At 57.3% G+C, this 26733-nt stretch carries 22 protein-coding genes; 9 read left to right on the top strand and 13 right to left on the bottom strand.

Annotated features, from left to right (window positions below; genetic code table 11):
- Positions 1-218: 218 nt before the first annotated feature.
- Positions 219-1055: an adenylate/guanylate cyclase domain-containing protein gene (locus HY751_01695; protein MBI4665102.1), complete on the bottom strand. Its 837-nt coding sequence runs from the start codon at positions 1053-1055 to the stop codon at positions 219-221.
- A gap of 440 nt (positions 1056-1495) precedes the next feature.
- On the opposite strand from HY751_01695, the gene HY751_01690 reads away from it, so the two are divergent.
- From HY751_01690 to HY751_01675, 4 genes are all read left to right on the top strand, one after another.
- Positions 1496-3826 (top strand): PAS domain S-box protein, encoded by a 2331-nt coding sequence (locus HY751_01690; GenBank protein ID MBI4665101.1) that lies wholly within the window; start codon positions 1496-1498, stop codon positions 3824-3826.
- Between the two features lie 135 nt (positions 3827-3961).
- On the top strand, positions 3962-5293 hold the full coding sequence (locus tag HY751_01685) for a response regulator (protein ID MBI4665100.1): 1332 nt from the start codon (positions 3962-3964) through the stop codon (positions 5291-5293).
- 63 nt (positions 5294-5356) lie between these two features.
- The gene (locus tag HY751_01680; protein ID MBI4665099.1) at positions 5357-6385 is read left to right on the top strand and encodes a tRNA-guanine transglycosylase; all 1029 of its coding nucleotides are present in this window, start codon (positions 5357-5359) and stop codon (positions 6383-6385) included.
- Entirely contained in the window at positions 6378-7280 is a 903-nt protein-coding gene (locus HY751_01675; protein MBI4665098.1) for a hypothetical protein, read from the top strand. The genes HY751_01680 and HY751_01675 overlap by 8 nt, the downstream gene beginning before the upstream one ends.
- Here HY751_01675 and HY751_01670 read toward each other — a convergent pair.
- Positions 7277-8188 (bottom strand): 2-dehydropantoate 2-reductase, encoded by a 912-nt coding sequence (locus HY751_01670; protein ID MBI4665097.1) that lies wholly within the window; start codon positions 8186-8188, stop codon positions 7277-7279. The two genes, HY751_01675 and HY751_01670, sit on opposite strands and share 4 nt — an antisense overlap.
- Positions 8189-8321: 133 nt before the next feature.
- On the opposite strand from HY751_01670, the gene HY751_01665 reads away from it, so the two are divergent.
- Together HY751_01665 and rbfA are read left to right on the top strand one after the other, a co-directional pair.
- On the top strand, positions 8322-8603 hold the full coding sequence (locus HY751_01665) for a DUF503 domain-containing protein (GenBank protein MBI4665096.1): 282 nt from the start codon (positions 8322-8324) through the stop codon (positions 8601-8603).
- Positions 8604-8615: 12 nt separating this feature from the next.
- Positions 8616-9020, top strand: a complete 405-nt coding sequence (gene rbfA, locus HY751_01660) for a 30S ribosome-binding factor RbfA (protein MBI4665095.1) — start codon at positions 8616-8618, stop codon at positions 9018-9020.
- A 1-nt stretch (position 9021) separates the two neighbouring features.
- Here rbfA and HY751_01655 read toward each other — a convergent pair whose 3' ends face one another.
- The 9 genes from HY751_01655 to HY751_01615 form a co-directional block, all read right to left on the bottom strand.
- Complete coding sequence (locus HY751_01655; GenBank protein ID MBI4665094.1) at positions 9022-9729, bottom strand: ABC transporter ATP-binding protein; 708 nt, start codon at positions 9727-9729, stop codon at positions 9022-9024.
- Complete coding sequence (gene cbiQ / locus HY751_01650) at positions 9726-10490, bottom strand: cobalt ECF transporter T component CbiQ (GenBank protein ID MBI4665093.1); 765 nt, start codon at positions 10488-10490, stop codon at positions 9726-9728. Before cbiQ ends, HY751_01655 begins: the two co-directional genes overlap by 4 nt.
- Entirely contained in the window at positions 10487-10771 is a 285-nt protein-coding gene (locus HY751_01645; GenBank protein MBI4665092.1) for a PDGLE domain-containing protein, read from the bottom strand. The genes cbiQ and HY751_01645 overlap by 4 nt, the downstream gene beginning before the upstream one ends.
- Positions 10772-10791: 20 nt before the next feature.
- Positions 10792-11457: an energy-coupling factor ABC transporter permease gene (locus HY751_01640; GenBank protein ID MBI4665091.1), complete on the bottom strand. Its 666-nt coding sequence runs from the start codon at positions 11455-11457 to the stop codon at positions 10792-10794.
- Positions 11458-11551: 94 nt separating this feature from the next.
- On the bottom strand, positions 11552-12685 hold the full coding sequence (locus HY751_01635) for a carbohydrate porin (protein MBI4665090.1): 1134 nt from the start codon (positions 12683-12685) through the stop codon (positions 11552-11554).
- A 181-nt stretch (positions 12686-12866) separates the two neighbouring features.
- On the bottom strand, positions 12867-16958 hold the full coding sequence (locus tag HY751_01630) for a protein kinase (GenBank protein ID MBI4665089.1): 4092 nt from the start codon (positions 16956-16958) through the stop codon (positions 12867-12869).
- A 3-nt stretch (positions 16959-16961) separates the two neighbouring features.
- Positions 16962-17789, bottom strand: coding sequence for a Stp1/IreP family PP2C-type Ser/Thr phosphatase (locus tag HY751_01625; protein MBI4665088.1), 828 nt, complete (start codon positions 17787-17789; stop codon positions 16962-16964).
- On the bottom strand, positions 17786-19318 hold the full coding sequence (locus tag HY751_01620; protein MBI4665087.1) for a protein kinase: 1533 nt from the start codon (positions 19316-19318) through the stop codon (positions 17786-17788). The genes HY751_01625 and HY751_01620 overlap by 4 nt, the downstream gene beginning before the upstream one ends.
- A 143-nt stretch (positions 19319-19461) precedes the next feature.
- On the bottom strand, positions 19462-21774 hold the full coding sequence (locus HY751_01615) for a glycosyltransferase family 4 protein (GenBank protein ID MBI4665086.1): 2313 nt from the start codon (positions 21772-21774) through the stop codon (positions 19462-19464).
- Between the two features lie 222 nt (positions 21775-21996).
- Between HY751_01615 and tsaB the strand changes: the two genes are divergently transcribed.
- From tsaB to HY751_01600, 3 genes are all read left to right on the top strand, one after another.
- Positions 21997-22683, top strand: a complete 687-nt coding sequence (tsaB, locus tag HY751_01610; protein MBI4665085.1) for a tRNA (adenosine(37)-N6)-threonylcarbamoyltransferase complex dimerization subunit type 1 TsaB — start codon at positions 21997-21999, stop codon at positions 22681-22683.
- A 21-nt stretch (positions 22684-22704) separates the two neighbouring features.
- Complete coding sequence (locus HY751_01605; protein ID MBI4665084.1) at positions 22705-22950, top strand: DUF465 domain-containing protein; 246 nt, start codon at positions 22705-22707, stop codon at positions 22948-22950.
- 207 nt (positions 22951-23157) lie between these two features.
- Complete coding sequence (locus HY751_01600) at positions 23158-24261, top strand: tetratricopeptide repeat protein (protein MBI4665083.1); 1104 nt, start codon at positions 23158-23160, stop codon at positions 24259-24261.
- A 22-nt stretch (positions 24262-24283) separates the two neighbouring features.
- Here the strand turns inward: HY751_01600 and HY751_01595 are convergent, their stop codons facing one another.
- A complete protein-coding gene (locus tag HY751_01595; GenBank protein MBI4665082.1) occupies positions 24284-25291 on the bottom strand; it encodes an NAD(P)-dependent oxidoreductase in 1008 nt (335 codons plus the stop codon).
- A gap of 48 nt (positions 25292-25339) precedes the next feature.
- The gene (gene nhaA, locus HY751_01590; protein MBI4665081.1) at positions 25340-26686 is read right to left on the bottom strand and encodes a Na+/H+ antiporter NhaA; all 1347 of its coding nucleotides are present in this window, start codon (positions 26684-26686) and stop codon (positions 25340-25342) included.
- Between the last annotated feature and the right edge of the window lie 47 nt (positions 26687-26733).

Below are 26733 nucleotides of genomic sequence, written 5' to 3'. Positions count from 1 at the left end.
CGCTTGGCCGGGATGACAAATGGCGCACCGCGAGTTTATCGAAGGGTGACATGGAACGAGCCGCAATAAAATGTTGCGCTTCACCGGGGTTGCCCCGGTCTTTTCTACTCCGCACAGGAATCCGTGGTCGGGCGACCACGGGGAAGCGGTCAATAGTCATGGTTCGGCGGGCTCACCATGACATGGTTCGGCTGGGCGCCATGACAAACAGATTGGTTCTATTTGCTTTTGTCCAGCGGATCGTCGGCGGTGTGGATTATGGAGCGTTTGTCCCCCCGGGTGGATGGGGTGTTCAGAGAACCGCTTATCTTTATGAAAACATACACCAGCAGAATGGGAAGCGTCAGTATGAGCCCCAGTTTTAACGAGGTGGACATGCCCGGGCGGGTGGCGGCTTTTTTCTTTGAACGGGCCTCCTGCTCCGCTTCCGCAGGGTTCCAGTACGCCTTATAGATATTAACGGCTTCTTTTTTTCCCTTCAGCGTGGCGGAGGTTATGAACTTTACGAAAACCTCGTTTTTGTCCAGGAGCCCGTGATAAAAGCTTTCCGAGATGTGTATCTCGCCGGCGTTGGCGGCGGCCTCTATCCGCGCGGCGGTGTTAACCACATCGCCGTAAATGTCGTTCTTCTCCATGATGCAGTTGCCATAATGGAGACCTATGCGCACCAGCAGGGGCACTTTGGATTGTTTTTCCAGGTTGAACCGGTCTATCCGGATCTGGATGTCCCGCGCCGCCCGCAAACCATCCTGAGGGTTTTCGAAGTACGACATTGTCCCGTCGCCGATGGTTTTCACCAGCGTGCCGCCATGCTCCTTAATGGCGGCGAAAAGGATGTCGTTATGATGCTTGATGAGCATGCGGGCGGAAAGGTCCCCCTCGGTTTCGGTGATGGAGGTGGAGTCTTTTACGTCGGTGAACATCACGGCCAGGTTCTTGGTGAACTTCTCCTTGAACAGCGCCTCCATGCGGGCCTTGTTCTCAAGGAAAGCCTCCAGGTCGTCAGTTTCCGCGTTTAAGGAGACAAAGTTCTCCCCAGTATTTTCAGATGACATCGCCAAATAATCCCCTCACTATCGGCATAGAACCGCGCCACAATCCAGTGGCGCGCCCCCGGTTCCCGGAAAACATACCCTGTAAACATCCATATAATACACCATTATTGGGATAAAAGAGTACATGTTGTAACAGAATCATTTTTAATGCCAATAGACTGCCGGTGGTGTCCCAGTTTGAATACCAAATAATAGACAGATCCTTCACTTCGCTTGCGCTTCGCCCGGGATGACAATGTTATCAACGGCTTTTATATTGTCATTCCAGGCGTAAGTAAAGTACCTCCCCAGTACTTTTAAACTGAGACACTACCAGTCCGCCGGTTGAATAAATGCCGCGTTGGTTAACTGGTAAAATATTGATATGATAACTTCAAAAGCCGCTATAAAGAAGCTGTGCATGGCTGGGCCTTCCGTGAACTATTAAAAGGTGATCGCAGATGGGTGAAAGCCTGCGGGTGATTATAGTGGAGGATATGGAGGATGATGTCAAGATGCTCCTCCACACCCTCACTCACTCCGGTTATGACCTGGATTACACCAATGTGTGTACCGAGGAGGGGTTTCGCCATGCCCTCGAAGAAAAAGAGTGGGACCTTGTTTTGTGCGACCATTCCATGCCCAGGTTCGATTCTTTCAGGGCGCTTAAACTGCTAAAATCCACCGGCATCGACCTGCCGTTCATCATTGTCTCAGGCATCATAAGCGAAAAAGCGGCTGTGGAGGGGATGCGCGCCGGGGCCCATGATTTCGTTAACAAGGGCAATCTGATCCATCTTGTGCCAGCCATCAAACGGGAGCTTACCAACGCCAGCGTGCGGAACGCGCAAAGAAGGGCCGAGAAGGAAATGCAGAGGCTGGTGCATAACCTGAACCTGCGCATAAAAGAGTCCAAATGCCTGTACGATGTGGCCAACCTGGTTTCCTCCAACGAGTTGGATGTGGACACGGTATTGCGGATGGCGGTAAAACGCGTTTGCGACGCCATGCAATACCCCAGGATAACCTGCGGCAGGATTATTTTGGACGGGGTGGAATACAAAACGGAAAATTTCGACGAAACTGAATGGTCCGTCTCCACGGACCTCAGGCTTATGGGCGAACCAAGGGGAAGGTTTGAGGTCTTTTACACCAAAAGCTCTCCCGGCGAGGGCGAGGGGCCTTTCCTGGCCGAAGAGGTTGAGCTTATCGGCGCCGTGGCCTCCCACCTGGGGAATTTCATTTTCAGGAGAAGGATGGCCGAAGACCGGCGCAAGCTGGGCGCCATGCTGGAGACCATCTTGACCTCCTCCCCGGTGGCGATAATAGTGGTGGACGCCCAGGGGAACACAACCTTGTGGAACCCGGCGGCGGAAACCCTTTTCGGCTGGCGCGGGAAAGAAGTTTTGGGCAAACCGGCGCCTTCGTTGCCGCCGCACCTGATGGAGTCTTTCATGGCCCATCTGGAGCTGGTGGGGGCCGGGGGAGCCATAATAAATATCGAGACGAAGGCGCTCACCAAATCCGGGGCCGAGCTGGACGCGAACCTTTCGATAGGCTCCATTTATGACGAGAGCGGAAAGTTCGCCGGGTTTGTGGGTGTCGTCATGGACCTGTCCGAACGCAAACGCGCCGAGGAGGAGCTGAAGGCCAGCGAGGAGAAATTCCGTCTGATAAACGAAGCCGCCCAGGACGCCGTGGTGATGATGAACAGCGCCGGCCTGGTTACATCCTGGAACGGCGCGGCGGAGAGGATGTTCGGTTACACGGCCGCCGAGGCCATGGGCAACAAGATTGAGGATTTGATAGTGCCGCCGGACATGCGCGGCAAGCATGAGGCCGGCATGGAAAACTACCAGCGCACGGGCATTGGGCCATTAATAGGCAAGCTTGTGGAGGTTCCCGCGCGAAAAAAGGACGGGGCCGTATTCCCGTGTGAACTGGCGCTGTCGTCGGTGAAAATCCGCGGTGAGCTTTGGGCGTTGGGAATAGTGCGGGACATTACGGCGCGCAAACAGTCGGAGCGGATGTTGCTCCAGTCGGAGAAGATGGCCTCCATAGGCCAACTGGCCGCCGGGATAGCCCACGAGATAAACAACCCCATAAGCTACGTTAACGCCAACAACTCATACCTGCGGCGGGACCTGGAAAAGATATTTTCCATCGTGGAAAAAGAGAGCAGGGGCGAAGATCCTGTGGCCGATATGTCCGGTGAGTTGAGAAAGCTCAAGAACGAGTGCCTTGAGATGCTCGACGAGTCGGAGGATGGCACCAAACGGGTCATCGGCATAGTAAAAGACCTGAAGACGTTCACCAGGATATCCGAAGAGCAGTGGGAGGTTTACGACATCCACGCCATTCTGGACGGGTCGCTGAACATCGCCCGCAACGAGATAAAGTACAAGGCCGAGGTGATTAAGGAATATAACGCCGTTTCGCCCCATGTGGAATGCATCCCGGCCCAGCTGGGGCAGGTGTTCCTGAACATCCTTATAAACGCCGCCCAGGCCATGGACGGGCGGGGCTCCATAACCATCCGTACAGGCGAGGAGGCGGAGAACATGTTCGTGGAGATAAGCGACACCGGCAATGGAATGCCGCAGGAGACGCTGAACCGGGTGTTCGAGCCGTTCTTCACCACCAAACCCCAGGGGGTGGGCACGGGGCTTGGCTTATCCATAGTGTACGGCATTGTGCAAAAGCACAATGGCTCCATAACCGCCCAAAGCGAGGTTGGCAAGGGAACGACATTCAGGATTACCCTCCCTTTCAACAGGCGGGAGCAGGCTTGACCGGCTATAGCGGGCCATGGCGCTGGCAGTAGTGGATTTTAGGGCCGCCAAATTGTAGAATCTCTACTAGCCCGGGCAAACTTTCAACGGCGGCCTGGCGGCAAGTTACAAGGGGTTGGGAGCGGGGAACAACTTATGGATTCAGCCAAGACAGCCATAGCGAAGGACATAGAGGTGGAGAAATCCACCATCCTCCTTGTGGACGACGAAGAAAAAATATTGGCCGCGCTCCGCCGTCTGCTCTCGCACGCCGGATACGAGGTGTTCACCGCCACCGGGGCGGAGGAGGCGTACAAGATACTTCGCAAGGAAAAGGTGGAGCTTGTAATATCCGACCTTCGCATGCCCAGCGTTAACGGGATAGATTTTTTAAACGCCGTCCGAGAAAAATGGCCCGAGATTTTCCGGGTACTGCTTACCGCCTACGCGGACACCGAGGCGACCATAGAATCCATAAACAAGAGCCACATTTACCAGTTCATCACCAAACCATGGGATGACAACGAGGTGCTGATAGTCATCCGCAACGCACTGGGGCGCAAGCAGGCGGAGAGGGAAAAAAGGCTTCTGGAGGAGAAGGTCCGCGTCCAGAACGACATGCTCCGGGACCTCAACGCCACGCTTGAGGCCAAGGTGGCCGAGCAGACAAAAGACCTCCAGCAGTCCTACCAGAACCTGCGGGAGGCCCACGCCGAACTGCGAAAATCCTTCTTCACCTCCATCAGGGTGTTCTCCAACCTTGTGGAGCTTCGGGAAGGGGGCATGGCGGGCCATTCCCGGAGGGTGGCCAACATGGCGAGGGACCTGGCGCAGAGGATGGGGCTAAAAGAGACCGACGCGCAAACGGTAGTGGTGGCGGCGCTATTGCACGACATAGGCAAAATAGGCTGGCCGGACGAACTGCTGATGAAACCCATAGTGTCGCTTAACATGAAGGAGCGGGGGGAATACATGAAACACCCCGCGGTGGCGCAGGCCTCGCTGATGCCGCTGGAGCCTTTGAACGAGGCCGGTGTCATCATCCGGAGCCATCACGAGCAGTATGACGGAAAAGGCTTCCCGGACCATCTGGCCGGGCAGGACATACCTTTAGGCTCCCGCATACTCCTTGTGGCCAACGACTATGACGCGCTGATGACGGGCAACCTTCTCAATGAAAAGCTCAGCCACCAGCAGGCTGTGGAGTTTATCCTGGAGAACAGCCACAAGAAGTACGACCCCGAGGTGGTGGACGCTTTCATGGCCAGCCTCATAAGCAGTTCCGCCTCGGAAACCTCGTTGCACGAGCTTATCCTGGACTCGGCCAGTTTAAGAGTGGGCATGAAACTTTCAAGGGACCTTTATTCTTCCAATAATATTTTCTACCTGTCCAAGGGACAGGCTCTCACAGAGTCCACCATCGCTCTTCTGAAGAACATCGAGCGGATGGAGGACACCGCAATGGTTTTCCATGTCAAGCCGTCGTAGCGCCGTTGTAACGGCTGTCTTTCCGTGCCCGGCCCGGTAGATAATCCGGATAGCCCCGCCAACTTGCACAGCGGCCGGACGCTATCGGTGAAACGGGGGGCCGCATTCCCCCTGCCGCTGTTCATCCCGGTTTACAGGCCGGGGTTCCAGCAATCCATCCTCGGCGCGTGGAGCGGTGGACCCAAAATTGAAGCCTGCATGGTGAACGCTTTTTTCCTCTACAAAGACCGGCAAAAAAAGGCCATGTTCAAAAGCGGCCTTACCCTGGCCGAGTATGTGGGATTCAACGGTTTGTTATGCACCGACTCCGGCGCGTTCCAGGGGTTTGAGCGGACGCTGTTGCTATCCAACAAGACCATCATAGCGTTCCAGGACATGATCGGCGCGGACATCGTGGCGCCTTTGGATCTGGTGACGCCCCCCGGCGACAAACGCTCGGTGGCGGAAAAGAAGCTGGATTCCACCCAGAAACGGGTGCGCGATGGGCTCAAGATCGTTCAGCGCAGTATACTGGCGGGCATCCAGCAGGGTGGACGGTTCATGGAACTTCGCCAGAGAAGCGTCCGCGAGCTGGTGGAGATGGGCGTTCAATACCTTGGCATCGGGAGCCTGGTGCCGTTTTTTAACAGGAACCACGACCTTACCTTTGTGGGCGATGTAATCCGGGACGCGCGCCATGCGGCTGGGGATAAACTTCCCATGCATGTGTATGGCGCGGGAGACCCGCTGGAACTGCCATTCATGGCCCAGCTGGGGGCGGACATTTTCGACTCGTCATCTTACGGCCATTTCGCCAACGACGGTTACTACATGACCCCCTACGGCGCGTTAAAAGAGCCGGGGCCGGTCATCGCCGGGGAATTTTCGTGCCCATGCCCCATATGCGCGGCGGCGGATGTTAATGAGATATTCGGCGACGTGGAAAAGCTTACGGCTCACAACCTTTGGACCATCTGCGACACGGTTCTTAGAATCCGCGCCACGCTGTCCGGGGGCGGGCTGGAAAGCATGCTGGAAGATATTCTGGAGAGGCATACAGCTTGGTTCCCCAACAGCGCGCTGGGCTCTTCGTGGCGGGCCATCCATGAGTGAGCCGGGATGGGCCGCCTCGGCGGCGTTCGAAGCTATTGTGAACAGGCTGGCGGACAAGATGGCAAAAGAGTACAAGATAGAGCGCGAACCGGCGCGTCTCCAGCTGATAGCGGAGCTGAACGGCGACGCAAAACTGCGCCTGCTGGCGGCGAACCTGGCCGATCCGGCGAAGATAGAGCGGAGCAGGCATTACAAGGAAGCCGTCACCCGGGCCAAACGCAAGATCTATTACCAGTTGAGGCGGTACCAGGCGCCGGTGGCGGAACCAGCCGCCGGATTGGTTTCATTGCCATCGGGCTCGAACGCCGCAACGATGGAGATGGCCATCCGGCGCGAGCTGGAAAACCATGTGAGCGCCCGGGAACGGATCCGTGACATGAAGCTGTTGTACGAAACGGTCTTCAAAGCCGCCGGAGCGCCGGGAACGGTGATAGACGCCGGATGCGGCGTCCAGCCGCTGGCGTATCCCTTCGACGGCGAGGGGAGAGCCACACGCCTCTACGTGGCCATGGATAAAGACAAGAAGGCCGTGTCCACCTTGAACGCCTACGCCAAGCTCCGTGGCGACGACAGGCTCAAGCCCATGTTGTGGAACATCTCCCACGGCTGGGCCGGGGCGCTGGAGGCGCTGGGCGGGCCGTTGTTTGACCTGGGTTTCCTGTTAAAAGTGGCGCCGGTGGTGGAACGGCAGGAACCGGCGCTATTGGACACGCTGATGACGATACCAGCCAAGTTGGTTGTCATCACAGGTTCCCGCACCGCCATGGCCAAACGGCGCTCCATCGAGCGGAGGGAGAAGGCCAGCGTTGCCCGGTTCATGGAGAAAGCGGGGTGGGAGCCCGTGTCCGAGATTACGTTGGAAGAAGAAACCGGGTGGATAGCCCGGCGGGGTTAATGGGTTGTCGCGTTCCAGAACCGTATGACCGCCGCCAATGTGGCGTTCACGGGGGTGGGGATGCCATGTTTCTGGCCCATCTGCGCGGCGCGGGCATTGAAAATGTCTATCTCCATCTTTCTTCCGGCGCGCCTGTCCTGCAACATGGAGGGGAAGATCCCGCCCGCCTTTAATGTGCCTTCCATGTTCTTGTGGGCCATCTCGGTTGTTAGCGCCACCCCTTCGGCCTGGGCCACGGCCACCCATTCGAGCATGGCGGAGAGTATGACGTTTCTTGTCTCCTCGAAACCCAGCGCTTTTTGGGCGGAGCAGTCGAGAATGGCGCAGATGGCGTTGAAACCGATGTTCCATATCATCTTGGCGAACATGTCCCGCCGGATGTCCGCCGAGACTTTGCATCTTATATTCGCCGACTCGAACATTTCGCCTAATCGCCCGGCCCTGTCCGACACGCCGCCGGAAAGCTCGCCTATGGTTATGTTGCTGGCGGCTGTGTGAACCACTATCCCCGGCGCCTCCATTCTGGAGCCGATGAACGAAACCCCGCCCAGGACTTTGTCTTTCCCGAACCGTTCCGACAAAATCCCTTCGTTGTCTATTCCGTTCTGGAGGGAGATTATGGACGTGTTGAGCCCCACGCTTGTCGCGTATAACCCGGTTGTGGCGGTGGTGTCGTAGGATTTGAAGCAGACCAGTATCAGGTCCGCAACGCCGAAGGTGGAAGAGTCATCCCCGCAATTTACCGTAGTGAGGAAATCGCCATTGACGCTCTTTACGGACACCCCTTTTTCGCGGAAGGCGGCCAGCTGGGCGCCCCGCGCTATGAAGAACACATCATGCCCGGCCCTGGCCAGAACGGCCCCGTAATAGGCGCCCACGGCGCCAGCCCCGGCTATCACGATTTTCATTGATTTTCCCCCATCAAACGCGTAAGTATAGCATAGTGCGTCAAGCGTGTTTAACCGCCGCCAGCGCGGGGCGCCAGCGTCTTGCAACGTCCTGTTTATAAAGCTTCGGCGGCATATCTTCCTTGCGCTCCCTATGGTTGTGGGAATGATGAAAATCGCGCTCTGGGCAGGCCATGCCAGGTCTTTAAAAGACAAGCGGCAGGTGGTCCGGAGCGTAAAAGACAGGGTAAAGGCCAAGTTCAACGCTTCCGTGGCGGAGGTGGAGGATCAGGACCTTTGGCAGAGGATAACGCTGGGTGTTACGGTGGTCGCGGCGGACGCGGCCCATGCGGACAGCCAGATACAATCAATATTGAGCTTCATAACCTCCATCGCCGACGTGGCGGAGGTTTCCACGGAGCTGGTTTCAAGGTAGTTTAGAGGCGTTATGAAAAGATTTCACCGGTCCGACAGGGTTGGCGAAGAACTGGTACGGGAGATATCCCACATTATCCAGCGGGAGATGAAAGATCCGCGCTTGGGGTTCGTCTCCGTCACCCGGGCGGAAGTGGCCAAAGACCTGCGGCACGCGAACATTTTCGTGTCCGTTTTAGGCTCCGACGACGAGAAAACGAAAACCATGAAAGCCTTGCAGAGCGGGGCGGGGTTCATCCGCACGCTTATCAGCAAACGGCTTACCATGCGGGTGACGCCGGAATTCACTTTCAGGCTGGATGACAGCATGGAACGCGGCGCGAGGATACAGGAGCTGTTGCGCAAGGCCATGCCATCCGGCGGCACTGGAGGCGTTGAAGGTGGCGAAGGGGGCAACGAAGGGGAGGGGGCGGAGTAATCTACTCCAATCCGTGGGCCTTTAACAGGCCGTGATCATCCAATATCTCCGCCGGGGCGCCTTCGGCGGCGATGCGGCCGCCTGACAAAAGCGCCACCCGCCCGCAAAGCTCGTTCACCAGCCCGAAGTCGTGAGTGGCGATTATCTGCGTGCGTTCAAGCCCTTTCAGCAGGTGGATTATCTCTTTCCTGCTCTTGGGATCAAGGTTGCTCGTCGGCTCGTCCATGGCGAGGATGGACACGTCCATGGATAACACGGTGGCGATGGCGGCGCGTTTTTTCTGCCCATAGCTTAAATGGAACGCGCTTTTCTCCTCCAGCCCCGCAAGCCCCACGGACTTTATGCTGTTAAGTGTTTTATGCCGCGCCTCATGTTCCGGCATGCCCATGTTCAGCGGGCCGAAAGCCACATCGTCGTACAAGGTGGGGCAGAAAAGCTGGTCGTCCGGGTTCTGGAACACAAGGCCCATCCGCCTACGCGCTTGTTTCAGGTTTTTGCCGTCAACCTTCACTCCATCCACCTCCACCGTACCCGATGGGCGCAGAACCCCGGCCAACGCCAGAAGTAGTGTGGATTTTCCGGCTCCGTTGGCCCCCACCACGCCTACCCGTTCCCCCCGCTCCACCGTAAAAGACACCTCCGTCAGGGCGTGGTATCCATCGGGATAAACGTAGGAGACGTTCTGTAAGCTAACCGCGTTATTGCTCATTTAAGCAACATCCTTGCGCCGGTGATGAACACCGTGGAAATTATAAGCGCCGACCAGTCCATCCCGTTCAACGGCCTTCCGCTCCCGCCCCGGAACACGCCGTCGAAACCTCTGGAGAGCATGGCGTTGTAAACCCTTTCGCCCCGTTCGAAACTTCGCAGGAACAGCGACCCGGCCATTTGTCCGGCGGTACCAGCCTGCCACAGCCACCGGCCACCGTAAAACCGCAAGTCCCGCGCCCGTTTCATCCGTTTCACCTCTTCTATCAGCACGAACAGGTAACGATACGTGAAACCTGTGAGCGTAACAAACATTCCGGGTACGCGGAGCCGTTCCAGACCTTCAAGAAGTTTGGGAAACGGTGTAACCGCCGTAAGGGCGATAACCATTAGAACACCAACGTAAGACTTGGACACAGCGTTGAAAAACGCCATGAACCCGGCGTGATATGCTGTAATGGGCCCGGCCTGAAAAACAGCGTCACCGGAGCCACTTATGGTGAAAGGCATGAACACCGCCGCCGCCAAAGCGAACGGAGCCACCACAAGAGACCGTTTGAACAGGTATCCGAAAGGGACACGCGCCAGCGCCGTTACGGCGATGATGAACGCGAAATACACCGCGTAAACCGGGAATGAGTATTTTGGAAGGCTGACCGTGGAGACTATCAAAATGAGGGCCACGGCTATTTTTATCCGGGCGTCCAGCATGTGTACCGGCGTTTTAAGGGTGGTGTACCTGTCGAAAAAGGCGTGGCTCATCTACGGCCGTTCGAGCCTCTCAGCCATGAAAGGATAAGCCCTAGCCCGGCTCCGGCGGCGAACACAATTATCACCCCGGAGATACCGGCGACACCGGTGGAGACAGACTCAGATTCCACCCCCGGCGTTGAATAATCGGCCAGAGGCGCGTTGACAGAGGGATCGGAAGCCTTGGCGGAAAATCCCAGGTCTTCCGCCACCCGTTCCAGCCCGTCCGGCGCGGTGGAGGCGAAGGGGGAGACAATAGCGGCTATCATCACGCTTACGGCGAAGGCGGCCATGAAAAATGTACGGCGGCTTTTCATGGTTGCGGCTCCCGCCGGACAGTGGCGTATTGGAAGCCGCGAACGATATCCGGCCGGGCGTTCAGCGCCAAGGAAAGCACCGTGGAGGTTATTACCGCCTCGCCGACGCCGATGATGGCGTGGGTCCCTCCCATGGCGGAAACGGCCAGGTGGAGCGGAGCCGCGCCCGACAGCCCCAGTTCAACGCCGCAAAGGGCGCCGCTGGCGAATACCGAGAACCACGAGGCGATAGCCGAGGCAGTCAACATTCCGCTCTTGCTTTGTGGAAGAATCGCCTTGAGTACGATGAAAACGCAATACGCCCCGAACCCGCCAATCAAGCCCATGTTCAGGAAATTGGTACCCAGCGTGGTAAGCCCGCCGTCGGCGAATAAAAGGCATTGGAGGGTGAGCGCCAGCGCCATTACGATGAGCGCGTTGAACGGCCCAAGCATGATGGCGGCAAAGGATGCGCCCAGAAAATGGCCGGAAGTTCCAGCGGCGATGGGGAAATTTATCATTTGAGCGGCGAATACGAAGGCGGAGGTTACCCCCAGCATGGGCGCCTGCCTGTCGCCCAATTCCTCGCCGCTTTTTTTCAGCGCCACCCCCAGCGCGGCGGCAGACACCGCCGCCGACAGAAGGTTTATCTCGCCGGTTATAAATCCGTCGGGCAAATGCATTGTCAAGACTCCCAGCTACTGCGCTCTAAATATCATTTTCCCGGAATTTGCGCGCCGGAGAACAATTTTATTTGCGGCAAAGGCCCTTCGCGGTCTAAAAATCCGCCTGGGCCCTCAGGCTGAACACCGACACGTTCCGTTTCTCCGGGCGCTCCAGGTTGGAGAAAAACTGCCCGTCGGCGGTGAGTCCGAAGTTTTCGGCCACCTGATGGCGGTAATATACCTCCGCCACCGATTCTCCATCATTGTTCTCCGTAACAAGATCCTTATTCAGCTCCAGCTTTCCATAGGCTATGCCCAGCGCGTCCGCCTCCAGCCCCCATGCGGAGCCGTTAACCTGCGCGCCGCCGCTGATTGCGGATTTCACCTGGAACTGTTCAATGGTGTCGTCCGCCTGGGCGTAGCGGGCGAACACGCCCAGGTAATCGCCCAAGGCCTGGTCGGCGCTTATCACGAATCCGGTTCCGCTTTTGGACTCCCCGGTCCTGTAATCGGTGTATCCGTTATCGTGGTTTAGATAGACGATGCGGTAATTGCCCTGCGACCCGCTGATAACAGGGTGCAGGCCCAGCTCCGCCACGGTCATGCCTTTGTTGAATATATCCTCTGTTTCATGCTTGGCGTAAGCGATGATCAGCGAGACAAAATCAACCGGCCGCAGGGTGAGGGCTATGGTGTATGCGTAATAGTTTTCATGCTCCGGGAACACCACCCCCGCCGAGCGCACGAAAAGCCCGTTCACGAACTGGGCTGTCTCGTCGTTGGCGTATGCGTTGGTGTCGGTGATGGCGTGATGGTCCATCTTGCCGATGTCCAGAGTAACGGCCCCACCGGCGAAAGCCCCCTCGTAATAAGCCTGGCTGACGTTAAGCCTTTGCTCGCCCTCCACAATGGCGATGAATGCGTCGTAGTTTGGAATGGAGCGGGAACCCAGGTTGTCGTTGGCGCCGTCACCGTCGCCGGTTTCAAAGACGATGAAAAAGCCGTGGCCGGGCTTTATCTCGGTGGAAAGCTCCACATCGGCGGAGTATGCGTAATCGGTCCTGTCCTTGTAATCGCCGTAATCGTTGCCGGATGTTCCCTGGATAACGGTGGTTATTCCCGCGGCGGCGTTGAGGGACTCGTACCACCTGGGTTGTTTTTCCTCGCCCTCCCCGGCAAAGGCAGGGAAAGGTAAAGCGGCAAGGGCCGTTAACGCCATGAACAATCTTAAAACCGTTGAATTCATCACAATCTCCCCTTCACGATGGAATTCACCTCAAAACGTTTGTTGTTTACCCGCCAGGCTTACAGCCGCTGGCGCCGCAGAATGACATCCGGTATTCAGGAAAGGACCGGCGCAATTCCAATCCCGGCTCCATACGAGTATAAAAGATAATCGGAACGCTCAAACGGATTTCTACGCCAAATTACTTCTTCCCGCCTCTCCCGAACAGCCTGGCGAAGAATGACGGTTTTTTCTCCGGCGCTTTTGGCGCGGCGGATTCGCCTTCCGTGATCAGCACCGCTCCTTTCTCTTCCATTTCCTTGTCGTAGATGCCTTCCACGATCTGCCTTGTTTTGGTGTAGATGGTCCTGTCCGGCGGAGGAGGCGGGGCCCAGTTTGCGGCCAGCTCCTTTAACCGCCGTTCCACCCCGGCCCGTTCCAGCCATCCGAATCCGGCGCATCCCAGGGTGAAGAACAGGTTCTCTATATCTTCCTCGTCCCAGGCGGGTTTGCCTTTGCGGGTGAGCGATGCGGTTATTTCGTTTTCAAACGGGTCTCTGCCTTCGGGCAACGCTCCGGCGTACGGGGCTTTCTCCATGAGAAAACCGGAGAGGTAGGTGAGGGCTTTTTCGTCCCACAACCCCGGGGTTTTCCCGTCCAGCTCCCAATCCAGTATCCACACTTTTAACGCCCTGTCGGCGGAGCCGGACACGGCGTATCGCCCGTCCCACCCAAGCCTTGCGGAACTCACCGCCGATGAATGCCCCTTGAACGACCGGATAAGCTGGCCCGTTGCGGTGTCCCAAAGTTTTATGGCGCCCTCCGCCCCGCCGGATATTATCCGCCCGCCATCCACGCTGATGGACACGGACATAATCTCTCCGCCGTCTTCTATAACCCTTAAAAGCTCGCCGGTAGCGATGTTCCACAACCTTATGGCGCCGTCCGCCCCGCCGGACACGGCCTGCGAGCCGTCGAAACTGAACGCCACGGAATGGACGGAGCGGGTATGCCCGCGCAAAACGGTTATCATGTCGCCGCTCACCGTGTCCCACAGGCGCAGGTCTTTATCGTCGCCGCCGGAGATTATGAAACGCGCGTCTCCTGTGATGTCCACGCTGTTCACCGCCCCGCCATGCCCCGCGAACCGGCGGGCCGCCCGGCCGGAGTTAATCCCCCACAGGTACACCATGCCGTCGCCGCCGCCAGACACGCCGAATACGCCGTCGCCGCTGAACGCCACGCTGTTCACCGGCCCGCCATGCCCTTCAAAGGTTTTCAAACATGCGCCCGTTCCGGTGTCCCACAGTTTCACTTTCCAGTCGCCGGAGCCGGACAAAACGTAGCCGCCGTCTCTGCTTATGCGTGCGGTGTTCACCCTGTCGGTATGCCCCTCAAGGTCTTTTATAAGCGCGCCGGTTTCCACGGCCCACAGCCTTATGCGCCTGTCGGCGCAGGCGGACAGGGCCATGCCGCCGTCCAAACTTATGTCCACGGCGGTAACGTCGGCGCCGTGGCCGGTCAGGGCGGCCCCTTCCCAACCGCCCAATAGTATTTGGCGCGGCAATCGCAAATAAAGCGAGCCCAGCAAACCTAAAGCCTCGGCGCCACGGCTATAACCCTTCTGGGAGCGGGCCTCGCGGATCTTGCCCACAGCTAAAGGAAGATCGTTGGCTGAAATGGCCTCCCGCGCCTCGGACAGGCGCGTTTCATATTCCACACCGGCGGAGAGGGCCGTTTCGCTGTCGGTTATCCTGCACAGGGCCATGGGGGCGCGGAAAGGCTCCTGGGCGGTGACGGCCCACAGCTTCACAGCGCCATCCATACCGCAGGAGACGGCCAGCGTACCCTCGGCGTTGAGTTTTACGCAGTTGACCACATCGCTATGGCCCTCAAAGGTCCGGATCAACCTGCCGCTCCTTACGTTCCATAACCGCACGGAACCGTCGTACCCGCCGCCCAAAACCTGTTTGCCGTCGCTGGAGATATGTACGGAGGTTATACATTCGCTAAGCCCCGTGAGGGTTTTTAGCAAACGGCCCGTGGCGGATTCGAACACCTTTATAGTGTTGTCCAGCGACGCGCAGGCCAGCAGGGCGCCGTCGGCGGAGAGGCTTATGGGGCCAGGGTCTGTGACTATCTCCATCACCTTCGCGCCGGTATGGGCGTTAATCACATTCACCTTGTTGCTGGCGGCGCCGTAAGCGGCCACTTTACCGTTGGCGCTTATCACCGCTCCACCGGAACAGTCTTCAAACGAATGTTCAGTCTCGCCGGTGGATGTGTTTATCAGCTTCACCAATCCGTCCCACCCGGAGGTTATCAACCGCGACCCGCCGGCGGAAAGTGACACCGCGCCAATCCAGCCCTCGTGCGCGTCAACGGAGCGGATCTGGACGCCATTGGCCGGGTTCCAGAAGAAGAGGGTTTTGTAAGTGGCGGTAACGGCCAGCTTGCCGTCGTCGGATATGGCCACCCGGTTGATGGATGAGTGGCCTTGCGCCAACTCTTTCACCATGGCGCCGGTCTGCGCGTTCCATATGATAGCCACCCGGTCGTCCCCGCCGGTGATGAGCAAAGGCGAGGGGCCAGAGGATATATCCACCCCGTTCACTCCCTTGGGGTGGGCCAGTAGCGAATTGATGAGCCTGCGGGATTTTTCCAACCGCTCTTTGGAGGCGACGATGGCGGTTTCAACTTCCTTCGGCCCCTCAAGCTGGACGGCGCTTGCGAGTATCTCCACCGCCGTGGCGTAATCGTCCCGCTCCATATGGGCAAGCCCCGCCAGATACGGACACACCCAGCTTTCCGGGTGGGACTTGAACGCTTCCGCAAGGCTGTGGGTAGTGTCCAGGTCGGTAAGATGTCCCGCGCGCCACTGTGCCATGCTCCAGTTGAACGTGGCCTCGGGATGGTGAGGCTGGGTTTTCAAAGCCTCTTCCCAGAGATTGGTGGCCTCCTGCGCCCGGCCCAAGTCGAGAAGTGACACGGCCCGGTTGTTTAAGCTGTCGGCCATGGCCTTGCTGGTCTTCGGTTCCCGCCGGGGGTAGGGGATGCCTGTTTCCTTCTTGTATATTTCCACCAGCACCCGGGCCACGTCCATCATGGTGGCGGGCCTGCCGGAAGGCTCCTGGGCCAGACACCATTTCAAAAGCTCCGCCAGCGCCTTGGGCATGGCGGTTGCCGTGGCCTTGCGGGCAAGGAAATCTTCAAGCGCCGCGTCCGCCACGGCGCCGGACATCCATGTAACCTCGCCGGTGAACATCTCCAGTATCGAAACCGCCCACGACCAGATGTCGCTCCTTCGGGACAAAGGTTTTCTTTCCGCCTGTTCCGGCGAGCAATAGGCCAGCGTCATCCCGCCCGCCGCCACGGCGCCGGAGCTTTCCCCAGCGCCGCCGCCCCATGCCCGGGCCAGGCCGAAGTCGGTCACTTTGGCCACGCCGTTGGCGGTCATCATAACGTTGGCCGGTTTTATGTCCTGATGGACGATGCCCAGCTCGTGCGAATAATGCAACCCCCAGGCGAACTGGATGGATACGTCCAGCATGGCGCCCAGGTCTTTCAGCTGTCCCTTGCGGATCCACTCCTGCATGCTTCCGCCGTCGATAAATTCCGCGAATACCCGGGGCAGGCCGCCAAGCCTTCTTACGTAATAACAGCTTACGATGTTGGGATGGAGCCCCAGGTTCACCCAAGTCTCCGCCTCCCGCTCGAAATTCTCGGCCCCGCCCGCCCTTTTAAGCTCTTCGGGCCTTGGGCATTTTACGGCCAGGGTGGTGTCCCACCCCAGATGGCGCACTTTATACACCTTGCCCATGCCGCCCTCGCCCAGCAGGCTTTCCACCTGGTACAGGTTCAGGATGTTGTCACCCGGTGTCCAGTCCAGCGGAACGTTTTCCGCTTCGGCGCTTTCCGGTGCTTCGGCTACATCCTCTTCCAGCGCAGGGGCGGTGATGGTTATGGCGGGCCCGGTTTCCTCCATGACGGTCTCCAGCGGAGACTGCTCGTGGATGATGGTGGCTGAAGGCTCATTTTGTTGTTCGTTGTCGTAAATCGTGGTTTGGGCGGGTGCGGGCGGAGCCTCGTCGTACAGGACGGTGGTGGCCGGTTCGGCGGGGGGGTTGGGCGCGTTGAACATAATTGTCTGCGCCGGTCCGGTAGCCCCTTCAGGCTCCAGCCGGAAAGATTGGCCGCATTTGACGCACTTGATGGATTTGCCCAGATGCTCCGGCTTTAAATGCGTATATTTCGCGCCGCAATTGGGGCATTTGGCCGCCGGTTCCTTCTCCATCTACTATCCTTTCGGGTTCTTGTGAATGGGGACTTTTACGGTTGTCTTGTAAAGGTCCGGGTCTGGCCTGGCGGTTTGCGGGCCGCGCCAGTCCATTAACGCAACGGTGATGTTGTCTTTGCCTCCTGCGTCGTTGGCCATTTTCACCAGGGCCTGGCACGCGCTTTCCGTATCCGCCTCTTCGAGGAGTTTTTTGGATATGGCGGTTTCGTCCACCATGCCGGTGAGCCCGTCGGAACATAACAGGAGCCTGTCTCCATGGGCCAGTTCAACAACCCTGGCTTCCGGCTGGGCGTCTCCTCTCATTCCCACGAACCGCGTGATCTGGTTTTTTGCGGGGTGGGTTTCCATCTCCGCCTGGGTAAGCTCCCCGGCGTCGAACAATATCTGCACCACAGAATGGTCCCGGGTGAGTTTCTGGAGCCTGCCGTTGCGGAAAAGATACGCACGGCTGTCTCCCAAATGGGCCACCAGCGCCAACCCGTTCCGCGCCAATGCCAATACCACGGTGGAGCCCATGCCGGAGAATCCCGGCTTGCCCTCGCTCTCCGAACGGACACGGTCTGAAAGCTCTTTAATGGCCTGACATGTTTTTTGCGCCGCCGAAGGGTCCGACAAATTGAAAATGCCGTCCAGCCTTGACAACAGGACGGTGGGAAGCGTCTCCACCACTATTTTGGAAGCCAGGTTGCCCGAGGCGTGGCCCCCCATGCCGTCGGCCACTATGAACAAACCGTTTATGGGATCGGCGAACAGCGCGTCTTCGTTGCGTTTGCGCACCTTTCCCATGTCGGTGAATCCCGCGTAGTTTATTGGTGAGTGGGATGTCATTCCCTAACCGCCTCCTCGATGGCTTTTTTAAGTTGCGCCGCGGATTTGAAAGTTATCTCCGGCTGGTCCGTAAGCGCGGAGTCTATGACCGCCGCCAGTTTTTCGGGAATGTACGGCTCCCGCTGGCGGATGGGCACGGCCTTGGTTTGCAGGACAGTCTGCCACGGGTCTTTGCCCCTAGGGAAATCCCTGGGCGTTTTTCCGGTGAGCATGAAGTAAAACGTGGCCGCCATGGCCCAAACGTCCACATCCGGCTTGGCGTATTTAAAGTTTATTATCTGCTGGCGCGGCATGAACAGCGGGGTGCCAGCCGTTACTCCGGTCATGGTCTGCCCGGAAAGCCCGGCGATGTCGAAAGCCTTGCCCAGCCCCACGTCGGCGATTTTCGGGATAACGTTGGCGCCATTGCCCATCAGGAACACATTGGCCGGTTTTAAATCCCTGTGCACAAGCCCCTTGGCCGACACGATGTTTCCATCGGACAGTTTCACCGCGGGCAACTCCACGGTATGGATATGCTCCAGCCCGTCCAGCAGTGGCAGGATCAATTTAAGCGCCTTGTCCACCGTAAGCTTGCCGCCTTCAAGCCGCAAATGCCTGTCCAGCCCGCCGCCGTCGCAAAACTCCATGGTGAAGAAGAACACCCCGTCGGCGTAACCGGAATCCAGCAAACGCACCACATTGGGATGGTTGAGGACTTTGGCGTTTTCCATCTCGCGCAGGAACATCTCTTTGGAGCGTTCGTCCGCCGCCACCTGGGGTAGCATTATTTTCATGGCCACCTGGCCTTTGGTGGTGTCGTGCCGGGCAAGGTAAACCGCGCCCATGCCTCCTTTACCCAACTCCCGCATGATGGAGTATCCCTTCACCCCATGCAAAGCCTCCTCGCCGGAGTTGGCCTTGTTGAGCAGGTCTTTCACCACACGGAACGGGTCATTCCTGCAATCGGAGCACAGATACTCGCCGTTCCTGCCTGGCTCAAACTCGTCGGCCACATTCCTGCCGCATTCGGCGCATTCCTTGCCTGGGGTAACATGCAGGGCGGTATTGGCCACCACGTTAGACGAGGCCCGGCAATCGTGGCAAACATAAACCCCTTCTTTTACAAAGCAGGCTTCTTTTTCCTCATTCGGTATTTCCGCGGAACAGTCGGCGCAGAATACGGGAATTTCTATCCCCACGCGGAGCACCGTGTCGCCCAGCCTTATTTCATCCCCGTCCTTTAAGTCATATTCGGGGAACTCGGCGGAGGCCGTTTCCCCAGCCTGTTTTTCCCCCGGGCGCTGGCCTATCTTCTGTTCGTTTACGAAGGTGCCGTTGAGACTTCCGAAATCCCTTATCCGCGCATCCGGCGGATTGATGTCCAGCAGACAATGATGGCGGGATATGGTCCTGTGGGCTTCATCATCGGGGAGGCGGGGATTACAGTCCAGCCCTCTGCCGATGACGCAGGTTTCGCGGCTGTCGAAGGTGTACACCTGGCCTGCCAGTTTGCCCCGGACAACAGTTAAACTTACCTTTGCGGACATTATCATCCCCAAAAAGGAGCGAAACCTTGCGCGCCGCTGTGGGGGAGCCGCCTTAAACATTCCCCCGACATGCCCCGGGCGCTTCGGGTCAATTATAGGCTATAAACCGGGCAAACGGCGCTTGATTTTAAACGGTTTAGATGTCACCCGCCAAGCTTCCTGATATCCTCGAACAGCCGTCTTATTATCTTCACCGTTTCGCTGTTGAACCGCGTTTGTTTGCTTTCGAGTATCTCCAGGTAGTTCTTCCGCAAGTGGTTCGTCATCAATCCCCGTATTTTGCTTAATAGCGGGCCTATTACCGGCCTGTCGGAGAACTCCCGGTATTCAGGGTGGATATGGGATTGTTCATCTACGTTTGCAAGGGCCTCCAGCAACGGGGTTTCGTAAGCCACCTCGCCCCCCATCAGGTTGCGCCTGATCTCCGACAGCATGTGCGTCATGGGGCCCTCCCTGCCTTCCGAAAGGGCGTAAGAGCTTCTCCGGGCGGCTTCCCCCAGCCGCTCCCATAATGGGCGGGGCGGGGCGCCGTTCAGGAATTTGTCCAGCCGGGCGATTATGTTTTCCCACTGGAAATTCGCCAGCGCGTATTCACGCCCTTTTTGGCCCAGCTCGTCTGCGTAGGCTTTGTCTTGCTCCAGTTTTCTTACCGCTTGGGCGAACTCGGCGGCGTCGCTATAAAGAAGCCCGCCGCCACAAGTATAAATATGCTCCCGCGCCACGTTGCACGCGGCGTTGGCAATCACCGGGCGGCCCTGGAGCCAGGACTCCATCATCACAATCGAGAAGCTTTCCTGGGTGGATGGCAATACGAAGGCAAGACAGGCGGAATAAGCGTCTATCTTTTCCTGCTCGGGCACGAAACCAAGGCTTTTCAGGCGGATGGACGGGTCGTCTTTCACCCTCACATCCCCCATGCCAGCCAGCAAGAGGCCGCTTTTTATCTGCCCGGCTCCGGAATGGAAATAGTCCAGTAATTGCGGGACGTTTTTCTCCCGCTGGAGCCGCCCCACGTACAGAAGGAAATCGTAATCCACCCCGGTTTTGGCGCGGAACCGGGCGGGGTCGCCTTTAATCCGCGTGTCCACCCCCAGCCCGATAACTTCCGTGTTCTCGTTTCTTATCTTAAGCTCGGTTTCGGCCAGCCTCTTTTCCGCCAGCGTGTTGAACGATATGCCCGACACCCACATGGCGTTCTGCCGCAAAGCCCGGGTGTATGCCGGGGCCTCGCGGTGATAGCAGGGGATGAGATAGCTTTTCTCCGGCGCTATCTGGCTGGGCCAGTAGGCGGTCCCATATAAATATGGGACGAAGAACAAATGGTCGTAATCCGCTTCATGGGCCTTAAGGTACGCCTCCATGGCCCGGGACCGGATGGATAGGCGGAGCCATTCGGTTTCCTCGGTCCAGCTGACAGGCTCCCGTTTGTTTATCTTGTGGCCGATGCTGTGAAACCCGGTCTGGTCCGTTTTATCTATGGCGAACCGGCGGACGGGAAGCCCTTCATCGTTGGACAGCCCCTCGGACAGATGGTTGTTCCATTTGATCATGCTGTCGGTGCAGGTGGTGATTATCTCCGCGTCGTGCCCCGCTGTACGCAGGTTGCGGGCCAGGTTGTCCGCCAGGGTTTCGGCGCCGCCGGGAGCGTTTCTTCCATGCCGGGGGGCCACAATGCCTATCTTGCGCTTTACGCCTTCCGGTTTCGTTCCGGCAGGGGCAGGGCGGCTGAGCATGGAGGTTTTGAAATTGAAATCCTCTTGCGATGAAGGGTCGAAAAGCAGGGCGCCGTAAAAGAACCATGAGGAGAAAGACTCGTTAGCGGGCAAAACCGCAGGTAACCCTCCTTCGGCCCCCCAGAAAAGGGTTGGCCATATGGCCGGGTCGTACTCCGGCGCCACAATGAAAGAACCCGCCGGAGCCATGGGCGGAAACGGCGGAGAGATGTATTCCACCTCCATTCCGGCAAGCCACGGGTGCCCCTTGAATTCAGCCGGTGAGAATATCTTCCGTTCCCCCGGGCCGATGGCGCAGGCGTTGACCTGGGATTTATATGGGAACAACGCCGTTTTGCAGTTCATGGCGCGGATGCTTTTGAGCAGGAACCGTTCCGCCTCATGGTCGTGGACGATGACCGTCAGATGGTCCAGAAGATGGAACGGATACGCCGTGGGGTTCTGCTCGTAGTCCTTCTTGAAATGGAAATCTATCAACAGGCGGTGGGCGGGTATGGATTGCGCCAGTTTTGGATTGGCGGCGGCCATCTGAAACCCCATCAGGGTAAGGTCGTCCCCGTCCAGGCTGTCTTCCCCCGTGGCCAGCCGGGGTAAAAACCCGGCCCGCTCCAGAAGGTTGAAATAGATCCCAGCCAGGTAAGCGTCTTTCTCCGGCAGAAGGATAACCGCCCGGGGTTTGGCGCCTGGCGGAAGTAGAGGCCCTTCGGAATCGTTTGCGATCATAATATTTCAAAAACTACCATATAATCGCCCTCCGCGCCACGGGATTTACCGCCGGCCGAGGCATGCGCGGCTTTTAGTTTTAATGGGTTGCGAAGGGATCGGTAAAAAGGGGACGGGGCGGGAGAAAAAAGTTGAAAACAGCGGTTGCTTCCAGCCCGCCATTCTGTTAAGAAATAGTTAGAGCCTTTACCAAACGACCCACTTTTGGAAGGCCCCCTCAACATGCATATACTGGCTATTGACACGTCCACTAAATCCGCAAGCGCCGCTTTGGCCGTGGATGGGGAGATAAAAGCAGTTATTGAGGACAAGCGCGGCTTGTCCCATTCCCGAAATGTTCTTGCGCTGGCCAGGGCCATTCTTGATGAAAACCAACTGCAACTTGAAGATGTGGACTGTTTCGCCGTATCTTCCGGCCCAGGCTCTTTTACCGGCCTGCGGATAGGCTTGTCAACCGCCGTGGGCCTGGCGGATGTCACCGGCAAACCCGTGGTGGGAGTGGGAACGCTGGAGGCTTTGGCCCGTTCTTGCCGCGGCTCCGCGGAGGCGGGAATGGTGGTTCCCCTGCTCAACGCTCGGAAAGGGGAAGTTTACGCCGCGTTTTTCTCCTCCACCGGTCAAAGGCTTGCCGAAGATGTGGCTATCGAGCCTGAAAAACTGGCCAGATCCATCCATGGCCCGGCTCAATTTATCGGCGACGGGTTTGAGCCATACGCGGAAATTTTCAACGAAGCGCTGGATGGACCGGTGTTGTGGACTTCGTGGCCGGCCCATCCGTTGGCCGTGCCGGTGGCTCTTATTGCCGGGGAACAGCTAATAGCCGGAGTCGCCAAAGACAATCGCCCGGTATTAAAGTACGTAGGCCGCTCCCAGGCGGAACTGAACTGGGAAAAACTCCATATCAATTAATCTTTAAAAGGAGGAGCGCCCATGAGCACAGCTACCATGAACGACTTGGCAAGCAGGCTGATCGAGGAGAACGACGAGTTCAGGACTCTCCATGAAGAGCATTTCAGGATGGAGAGGGACGTGAACGAGCTGGTCAGGAAAAAAACGCTCACCCCCGAAGAGGAGATGGAACTTACCCGTCTTAAAAAACTGAAACTCCTGGGTAAAGACCGGATGGAAAAAATACTGAGTGAAGCCAGGAAGGTCTTGCGGGGTGTGACGGGGTAGTTCACGCCCGACATTCATCAGCCTAAGGCCCGGCGAAGGTTTTCGAACGCCGGGTTTTTTTATTTGTTCCGCTTCCTTGCAACCCATAGAGATATTTTCAAAATGTAACGAATCGTTCCTGTCTCGAAAGGGATTGTGTTATTTCATCAAATGATGATATAATTAACAAACAATTAGCAATCTTTTTAAATTAATTTACAATCATTTATGCCGCAAACCGACAAAGCTCTAAAAGCCTTGTTCGACAAATACGGAAAACGCCGGATATCCATAGTCATGGACAACCGGAACGAACGCAAACAGGTTAAGAATGTTTTGCGTGACGATGGTTTTTCCGACATTTCGGAGTTTGACGACTGCAAAGAGGCTTGGGAGAAGCTAAAGCTTTCCACCACCAGCCTGCTTGTGTTTCCGGTGGACCATCAGGATGGGCTGGATTTTTTAAAGCAACTGATAGAGTCCACCCGGTTCAAGCACACTCCATTACTGTTGTTCACCAACAAGCCCAAGGAGCATCCGAAACATTACACCAACGCCGATGCGCTCATATACTGGGCCGAAACGCCCATAAACGGGTACAAGGTGGAGCAGGCGCTGATCGAGATACTCAAAAAAGGCGCCGTGGAAAAGAACCGGGTGCTGGACGAGTCCAAAGCCCTGGAACATTACAACAAGGGGATAGACGCTTTTGAGAATGGCGATTTTGAAGAGGCCAAGGAAGAGCTTAGGCAGACGCTGAAGGAGAGCCCGGATTTTTTCGAGGCGTATCTGAAAATGGCCGAAACCCTTTTCGAGCTGGAGGATTACGACGCGGCCCTGCGGGTTTTGCAAAAGGCCGACCAGTTACAGCCGGACCACCCCCGCGCGCTGATGATAAAGGCGATGGTGGCCTGCGAGACCATGGAGAAGGAAAAAGCCCTTCGCGTGATGGACCTTTGCGTGTCCCGCCGGAAGAACGACCTTATGTTCATTATTGAAATGGGCAACCTGGCGCTGAACAAAGGCTGGATAGACGAAGCCATAGGCTATTTTGAAATGGCCCACAACATAGACCCCCAGCTTATCCACGTGTATAACCGTATCGGCATAGCCCAGTCCCGCGCCGGGCGGTTCGACAAGGCGCTGGAGATGTATAGCCGGGCGCTGGAAATGGACGACAGCGACGCTGGAGTGCATTTTAATATCGGCATGACCTTCTACCGCAAAGGTGAGGTGACAAAAGCCGTGGAAAGTTTCAAGAAAGCCCACACGCTGGATCCAAAAATGAAAGAGCCGATAGAATGGCTGGCCAAACTGGAGAAGGGCGCTTAGCGTTCAGGGCTCCGAAAGCGGCTCACGGTATGTATCCCGCGCTCCTGTACCATTCCAGCGTTTTTCCGGCGCCATCCTCCAGGGAGACGGATGGATTGAACCCCAGTTCCGCTCTGGCCCTCGAGATATCGTAAGCCCTGTTCTTGATGAAGAAGCCCAGCTTGCGCCTGATAAGCGGCGGCTCCACCTGGAAAGCGGTGAAAATCTTTTCCATGACGGCGATCATCACCTTTGCGGGAAGGATAGGCGAATGGCGGAAGTTGCGGGGCGCGCCAGCCGTGTCCGCAATGGTTTCCGCCCATTTTTCCACGGTCACATATTCAGCGCCGCCGATGATGTAAACCCGGCCCGCAGACCTTTCCGAAAAATGGGCCAGCAGGGCGCCGTTGACAAGATCATCTATATACACGGGGTGTATCAGAGTGGCTCCATTACCGTAAATCGTCAGGCCGCCGCTGGCCGCTCCCTTGAAAAACGACAGCCTGCGCATGTCGCGCGGGCCGTAAACCACCGCCGGACGGATAACCGTGACGGCCATGCCTTTCACCCCGTTGGAGGCCAGCGCCGCCAGCTCCCCGTGTGACTTGGTCACGTCGTAAGTATCCTGGCAATCCAGCGTGGCGTCTTCATTGGCCGGAGGATTTTTGATATTGCCGTTGACGCTTGTTGTAGAACAGTGGGTGAATTTTGAGACCCCATGGCGTGTGCATGCCTTTAGCAGTTTCTTGAGGTTGGTCACGTTGGCTTCCCAGTAATGGGAGTCGTAAACACCCCATTTGGCCAGTATCCCGGCGAAATTCAATACGCCGGTCACCCCGTCCAGCAAGTTGTCGTAAATGGTTTCCTCCCCCATGTCGCCGGTAATAACCTGGGCGCCCATGGATTCCAGCTCGTTTCCGGCTGGAGCTTTGCGGAGTAGCGCCCTTACCTTGTAGCCGCGCCGGAGAAGCTCCGCGCATACGGCCCATCCAATAAAACCCCCGGCTCCGGTAACCGCCAAACTTCCGGATTGTATGGAAGGCTCGCTCATCAAATTCTCCAAAAGGCAATAAAGCGGTTTAACATTTGTCCTGCGCGTTCATCCGCCGCGGCGGCGCGATGAAACAAGCGACAGCGTGGCGAATCCCAGAATGGCGGAAAGCGTGGAGCCGAAAAGTATGGCCGTTTTGGCCGTCAGCAGAAGCTCCGGCTCGTTCCTGAAACCCAAGGCCGCGATAAAGATGGACATGGTGAATCCCACCCCGCCAATAAGCCCGCCTCCGGCCAGATGCGCCACGCTCATTCCGTCCGGAAGGCGCGCCGCGCCAAGTTTTACGGCCGCCAGGGAGCTTAATGTTATCCCGGCGAACTTGCCTATGCAAAGCCCAAGAATCACGCCATGGGCCACCGGGTGGGTGAATATCTTTCCGGCAAGCTCCAGGCTCAGCGGAATGCCGGCGTTCACGAAGGCGAACACTGGCATCACTATGTAGGCCACGGGAAGGTGCAGGTCGGCCAGCGCCCTGTCCACCGGGGATTCGACCAGGAATATCCTTTTTTTCGCCTCCATCAGAGTCTTTCCGGAGTTGTTCACCGTGTGGTGTTTTTCCGTACGGTCCTGGCCGTGGCTCAATTCGCAAAGATCCAGCGAGCTTTCGGGCAGTTTGCCGCTTAACGGTATGGCCATGGCGGTCATTACTCCGGCCAGTGTGGCGTGTATTCCCGAGTGTAGCATGGCGAACCATACGAATATGGCCAGCACATAATAAGGAAGCAGGCTTTTCACTCCGCCCAGGTTGAGGATGAACATGAGCGCCCATACCAGCATCGCCGCGCCGAGATATTCCGCCGCCAGGTACTTGGTGTAAAAAATGGCGATCACCATCACGGCGCCCAGGTCGTCCACTATCGCAAGCGCTATGAGAAACACGTAAAGCGAGCGGGGAGCCTTTTTTCCAGCCGCCGCCAGTATGCCCATGGCGAAGGCTATATCCGTGGCCATGGGTATGCCCCATCCATAAAGCTCCGGCGGGCCGGGGTTGAACATGAAATATATGAAGGCGGGCATAACCATACCGCCGATGGCGGCGATGATGGGCAGTAGAGCCTTTTTTGGCGTGGCAAGCTCGCCGATCAACACCTCGCGTTTTATCTCCAGCCCCACCATCAGGAAGAAAATGGCCATCAGCCCGTCATTCACCCAAAGCTTGAGCGGCTCGGTGAGACCCCATCCGCCGATGTTCACGCCGATGACGGTGTTGATGAAATTCAGATATGCCGAGGACAGCCCGGAGTTCATGATAAGAAGGGCCAGCGCCGTAGATATCAGCAGAACGACACCGGAGGTGGTCTCGTGCCGGATTACGCTCTCAATGAAGGCGTTCACCGTGTCGAACGTCCGTTCGATAGCGGCGCCCGCCCTATTGCCCCCCTTGGCTTTTAACATTCGCTTTACCTGACGATCTTTTGCTACATTCTATCACTCTAATCAGG

It is taken from the genome of Nitrospinota bacterium (genome assembly GCA_016208975.1).
Taxonomy (GTDB): Bacteria; Nitrospinota_A; UBA7883; order UBA7883; family JACRLM01; genus JACQXA01.
This window is presented reverse-complemented; position numbering and strand designations above follow the sequence as displayed.